Source organism: Actinomadura sp. NPDC048032, assembly GCF_040653175.1.
Lineage (GTDB): Bacteria > Actinomycetota > Actinomycetes > Streptosporangiales > Streptosporangiaceae > Spirillospora > Spirillospora verrucosospora.
The window spans coordinates 11,943-17,600 of sequence record NZ_JBEZJP010000138.1; the positions used below are offsets into that span (position 1 = coordinate 11,943).

A 5,658-nucleotide genomic window follows, 5' to 3' on the forward strand; every position below is an offset into this window, starting at 1 on the left:
GCAAGGGCGCGGGCCGCGCGGCCGGACAGGTAGGCGAGGGCGTCGGCGAAGCGGGCAAGGGCGCAGGCCGAGCCGCCGAAGGCGCAGGCGAGGGCGTCCGGGACGCCGGCAAGGGCGCCGGACAAGCCGCCGAAGCCACCGGCAAGGGCGTCGAGGACACGGTGAGCAAAACGGCCGAAACCGCAAAAGGCGCCACCGACACGGCGCCGTCCGAGGACTCCTCCGAAGAAGGCAAGGAGCAGGCAGAGCCCAACGCCTCGTCAGAGCAGGACAAAGAGGACGCGAAGCCAAAGAACCCTCCCGACCAAGACAAGGAGGGAGCGGACTCCGAGGACTCCTCCGAGCGGGACGAGGAGAAGGCGAAGCCAGAGAACAGCTCCGACCGGGACCAGGAGAGGGCGGACTCCGAGGACTCCTCCGAGCGGGGCGAGGAGGAAGTGAAGTCGGACGCCTCCTCGGGCGACGAGGAGGACAAGCCGGAGGGCGAAAAGAACACGGACAGCGGCGCGGGCACGTCCGACGGAGAGCAGGAGATCACGGCCCTTCAGGGCGCCCTGCGCGAGACCGAGGATTCCGTGCGCGAACTCGGCAAGGCACTCCTGCGGATGCTCTCCCAGCAAGGCACGCGCTCATGAGCCCCGGCGACCTCCCGGACGCAGAGATCCAGCGCACGGCGGACATCCTCTTCACCGCCAGAGTGAAGGCCGACGAACTCCGCTTCGAAGTGGTCCCCGACGTCTCGGTGACGTTCACCGAGGGCTCGTCCGACGAGTCCGCCTCCGGAAGCGCCCGCACCAACCTCCCGGACAAGGTCGAGTCCCACACCACCTACCAGGACATCCATATCGACTACGCCATAGCCGCCAAGCTCACCCCACCGCCGGAGTGACCCCGCCCGATCGCTGCGGGTCGACCTTCGACCAGATGTTCGAGAAACGGGGGGTGCGGGGGTGCCGGGCGGTCTAGGGTCGCGGCGTGGTGAACGTTGATGGGGTTGAGCCCTGCGGTGGGTTCTGGGCCGATTCCGCTCGGATCCGGGGCGGTTACCTTGCTGAAGTGCCGACGCACGCGCTGGTGATGAAGGTCGCCGAGGAGGTCGGCGAGGTCGTCGAGGCCTATCTGGGAATGACCGGCGGCAATCCCCGCAAGGGCGTCCACAAGACCGTCGCGGACGTCCTGGACGAGTTGGCCGACGTGATCCTGTCCGCCGCCGTGCCCATGGTCGACCTGGCCGGAGGCCCTGGACAGGCCGGACAGCACCTGGCCAGGCGGCTCGGCGTCGTGTCTGGCCGCGAGGTGGCCGCGATGCCCGCGAACGGCTGGCACGGCTCGTTCATCGCGCCGCACGTCCTGCTGCGGCGCGATGACGGGGCGGTGCTGATGCTGCGCCGCTTCAACACCGGCTACCGCGACGGCTGGCTTTGCCCGCCCGCCGGGCGCATCGAGCCCGGCGAAGACGTCCTGGCGGCCGCGATCCGCGAGGCATGGGAGGAGACCGGTGTGACGCTGCATCGCGACGATGCCGTGTTCAGCCATGTCATGCACCGCACCGCCGCGTCATTGCCCGGCCCCTGCCATGCCGTCAGCGACTACTGGTTCACCTTTCGGAACTGGGCGGGCGAACCGCGCGCGGCCGAACCCGACAAGGCCTCGGAAGCGCTGTGGATCGATCCGGCGGCGCCACCGCCCGACCTGATTCCCCACTGCGCGCAGGTCCTCGCAGCCATCGGCCGCGGGGAGGCGTTCAGCGTCCACGGGTGGGAGGAATCCCGCTGAGTCAGCGCAGCAGTGTGTTGCGCAAGGTGATGCTGTGCAGGAGGCGCAGCCTGCGCACCTCGTAGTAGGCGAGGGCCGACACCGTCACCGGCGCTCCCAGTATCAGCGCGAAGGCCAGGAGGTTCGGAACTCCCTTGAAGGAGTCGTCGAACACGTTCACCACGGCCATCACCCAGGACGCCGCCACGCTCACCAGGGGCGGCACCAGCTCGTGGATGTCGGCCGTCCGGAACACGTTGGTCAGGGAGAGGACGATGCCGTAGAGGGTGAAGGGGAGCATCCAGAGGAAGAGGACCACACCCACGGGGACCATCACCACCGGCCCGGCCGCGTCGCGCACACCCTCCAGATCGGGGACGGCCGCGAGCACGAACGTGAACATGGAGCCGAACATCGCGCCGACCGCGATCAGGGGGTAGCGGAGCCGGCGCGCGAACGCGCCGCGGTTCGGCGGCCGGGCGGCCACCACGAAGCCCCCGACGACCAGGGGCAGGACGCACGTGAGGATCAGGACGTTGATCCAGGCGTCGCCGAACCGCTCGCTCGCCAGTTCCTTGGGGGCGGTGACCCTGTAGACGGCGGCCACGGCGAGCGTCACCACGATGCCCGCCCAGGCGCGGAGGACCTGCAGCTTCCGGACGCGCGCGTCGACGATCAGGTCCGGCCGCGAAGGCCGGAACGCCTTCTGCGCGACGCGGAACGGGTTCACCTTCCGGATGCCCCGTCCCATCCGCGACGGCGGACGCGGCGGGGGCGGCTGGAATCCCGGGGGCGGTTGGTAGCCCGGGGGCGGATACGGCGGGTGCGGGGGCGGAGGCTGCGGCGGGTGGGGACGCCCCGGGTAAGGCGGGTAAGGCTGATAGTGGGGCGGCGGTGCCCCGTATCCGGGATGAGGCGGCTGACTGTGCGGCGGAATCGGGGGCGGTCTGTGCCCACCGGGTCCCCATGACGGACCACCGGGACCTGTCACCAAGGGCTCCTCAGGGGTGTCGCTGTGGACGTCCGAAACACCGGCCCGGATGGGCCCGGGACCATGGTGCATGATCTGGCCGAATCCGTGTAGGGGAGTCGACCCGAACGTTAGATGCGGCCAGGGCGCCGTCTGTTCAGGCGCCGTCGCGTTCGTCCGTGAGCGCGGCGTGCCGCCGTCATGACCCCTCCCCAGGGCGGCGGCACGCCGCGTACTCGATGTTCGGGGGGAAGGACACGGGCGGATGCGCCACCAGACCCACTTTCCGCAGGCCGGGCCACAAGTGACGCCGCGTCGCCGACGAGAGGGGGACGACGAGAAGCGCGGAAAGGACGTCGGGGGGCCTGGCAGTGCCAGGCCCCCCGAGAACTGGACCTGGCCGGTGCCAGGCCCTGCGAGTGGGTCAGACGTCGGCCGCGGCCTTGGTCACGGCCACGGCGTCGCGGATGCCGACGGCCATGCCCGTGCCCACGCCGCAGAAGACGGGCAGAGCCAGCCAGAAGGTGGGGTTCCCGCCGGCGATGTCGAGGCCGGCGATGCCGAAGGCGGCCATGACGAAGCTCACGGCGACTCCGACGGTGGCGATGTTGGCGGCGATGCGGGAGGCCGTCTCCCGCCGGTCGGCCGTGCCGGGGGCGCAAGCGCCGATCAGGACGCCGCAAACGCCGGAGATGAGGCCGTAGCGGGCGCCGAGGATGGCACCGGAGACGAGAAGGTCGAGGTCGGTGGAGCCGTCGGCCCCCATCCAGCTCGCCCCCATGGCGACGCCCTGGACGACGGCGCCGAAGACGGCACCGATGACGATCGAGATCACTCGGATCCTCTTCGCCGTGGCCCGCCGGTACAGGTCCGTCGAACTCTGCCGAACCGTCCTCCAGAGCGGCTGACGCTTTTTCATGGTGTTCCCCTCTTTGGGTCAGGGTGCGCGTGCCTTGCACGGGCAACCGAGTTGTTTGTCGAGCGCTCGTGGTCCACCACGATGCTTGGGTCCTACCGTGCCGAGCATCGCCCTCCCGGCAATCGATCGAGCGCGCTCTCGGACGAGAGCGCCGATCCGGAGCCGCGCCGACCGGCCCTGGTGATGAGTTGTCGCGTCCGGGGCCGTCATACCTGTGACAGGACACGACGAGGGGAAGGATGACGTGATGGGTGCGGACACGCGGTCGGAGGAGCCGGGCGTGAGCGGGCTGGGCGAGGTCGACGAGCCGGCGTTCACGGGGCTGGCGGAGCGGCACCGGCGGGAACTGCACGTGCACTGCTACCGGATGCTCGGGTCGTTCGAGGACGCCGAGGACACCGTGCAGGAGACGTTCCTGCGGGCCTGGCGCCGCCGGGAGACCTTCGAGGGACGGTCGACGTTCCGGGCCTGGCTGTACCGGATCGCCACCAACGCCTGCCTGGACCTGCTCGCCAAGCGCCGCCCGGAGCCCGCGACCGGCGGTGAGGTGCTGTGGTTGCAGCCCTACCCGGACCGGCTGCTCGACGAGCTGCCCGCGGGCGACGCGGACGAGCCGGAGGCCGTCGCCGTCGCGCGGGAGACGATCGAGCTGGCGTACCTGGTCGCGGTCCAGCATCTGGCGCCGCGGCCGCGGGCCGTGCTGATCCTGCGGGACGTGCTCGGCTGGCCGGCGAAGGACGTCGCGGAGCTCCTCGGGAAATCCGTCAACTCCGTGAACAGCATGCTGCAGCGGGCTCGCGCCGGCATGCGGGAGCACCTCCCCGCCGAGCGGCAGGACTGGACCGGCGGCGAGGACGACGCCGGGACGCGCGAGCTGGTGCGCCGCTTCACCGACGCCAGCGTGGCCACGGACGTCGACGGGCTCGCCGCGCTGCTGCGGGACGACGTCCGCTGCTCGATGCCGCCCACGCCGGGCCTGAACGTCGGCCGCGACGCGGTGGTGAAGGACTGGGTCGAGGACGGCTTCGAGCACCTGACGGGTTTGCGCGCCGTCCAGACCTCCGTGAACCGGCAGCCCGCCGTCGCCTTCTATCTCTGGCGGGAGCGGGAGGGCGCGTACCTGCCGCTGACGATCGACGTCCTGCGCGTCACCGGCGGGGCGATCACCGAGATCGTCACCTTCCACGACGACCGGTTCCCGAGTCTCGGGCTGCCCGAGCGCCTGCCGGCGGTCGGGACGGAGTAGGCCCGGTGCGAACGCTCGCGCTGCGCGGCGGCGGGCGGGTCGCGGTGGTCGCGGCGGAGTGGCGCGACGCGTTCCTCGTCGTCACCCGGGGGCGGGTGCAGCTGGAGTTGCGCGACGGCGAGCCCGGACCGGTCCTCGGACGCGACGCCGGGTTCTGGCTCCGCGGCACCGGCGTCCGCGCCCTGCGCAACCCCGGCCGTCGCACGGCGAGGGTGCGCGTCGTCACCCCAGAGCCAGGGCCGTCACCTGCCGGACACCACACCCCGTACGCCCGTTACCGAATGCGGAGAAACGACATGAACATGACTGACACCGGGGCCGTCGCAGGCCGGACCTCGGGCCGGACAAGCCGCATCCGCCGCCTCGTCGTCACCGGCTTCGTCGCCACGCTCGCGGCGATGGCGGCCACGACCCTCGCCGCCGCGCTTGCCCAGGCCGCCGGCGTCGACTTCGAGATGCCCGATGGCGGCGAGTCGATTCCGTTGCCCGGGTTCGCCGTGGTGACCGGCTTCTTCTCGGTCGTGGGCATCGGCATCGCCCTCGCTCTCCTTCGCTGGAGCGCGCGCCCCGCCGAGCGATTCGTGTGGACGGCGGTGTCACTGACGGCGATCTCGCTGGTCCCGCCCTTCCTCGCCGGGGCCGACACCGCCACGACCACGGCCCTCCTCGGGCTGCTCGGTCACCCTCACGGCGGTCATCACGACCGCCATCAACAGCGACCTCAGCGTCGACGCCATGGGCAACATCATCACCGGCATCGGCGGCACC

At 71.2% G+C, this 5,658-nt stretch carries 6 protein-coding genes and 1 pseudogene; 5 read left to right on the forward strand and 2 right to left on the reverse strand.

Translation table 11 applies throughout. The features are described 5' to 3' along the window. From AB0C69_RS19745 to AB0C69_RS19755, 3 genes and pseudogenes are all read left to right on the forward strand, one after another. Nucleotides 1–635: pseudogene (locus tag AB0C69_RS19745) on the forward strand (hypothetical protein); the annotation flags it as partial. Further along, a complete protein-coding gene (locus AB0C69_RS19750) occupies nucleotides 632–889 on the forward strand; it encodes a hypothetical protein (RefSeq protein ID WP_360355398.1) in 258 nt (85 codons plus the stop codon). The pseudogene AB0C69_RS19745 and the gene AB0C69_RS19750, both read left to right, overlap by 4 nt. A gap of 86 nt (nucleotides 890–975) precedes the next feature. Further along, complete coding sequence (locus AB0C69_RS19755; protein ID WP_360355401.1) at nucleotides 976–1,776, forward strand: NUDIX domain-containing protein; 801 nt, start codon at nucleotides 976–978, stop codon at nucleotides 1,774–1,776. A 1-nt stretch (nucleotide 1,777) separates the two neighbouring features. Here AB0C69_RS19755 and AB0C69_RS19760 read toward each other — a convergent pair whose 3' ends face one another. After that, nucleotides 1,778–2,485, reverse strand: a complete 708-nt coding sequence (locus tag AB0C69_RS19760) for a hypothetical protein (RefSeq protein ID WP_360355404.1) — start codon at nucleotides 2,483–2,485, stop codon at nucleotides 1,778–1,780. A 664-nt stretch (nucleotides 2,486–3,149) separates the two neighbouring features. Continuing rightward, nucleotides 3,150–3,560: a hypothetical protein gene (locus tag AB0C69_RS19765; RefSeq protein ID WP_360355407.1), complete on the reverse strand. Its 411-nt coding sequence runs from the start codon at nucleotides 3,558–3,560 to the stop codon at nucleotides 3,150–3,152. 331 nt (nucleotides 3,561–3,891) lie between these two features. Here AB0C69_RS19765 and AB0C69_RS19770 point away from each other — a divergent pair, with 331 nt between their 5' ends. Next, nucleotides 3,892–4,890 (forward strand): RNA polymerase subunit sigma-70, encoded by a 999-nt coding sequence (locus AB0C69_RS19770; RefSeq protein ID WP_360355410.1) that lies wholly within the window; start codon nucleotides 3,892–3,894, stop codon nucleotides 4,888–4,890. 44 nt (nucleotides 4,891–4,934) lie between these two features. Then, nucleotides 4,935–5,658, forward strand: a 724-nt coding sequence (locus tag AB0C69_RS19775) for a DUF6069 family protein (RefSeq protein WP_360355413.1), incomplete at its 3' end; no start/stop codon positions are given.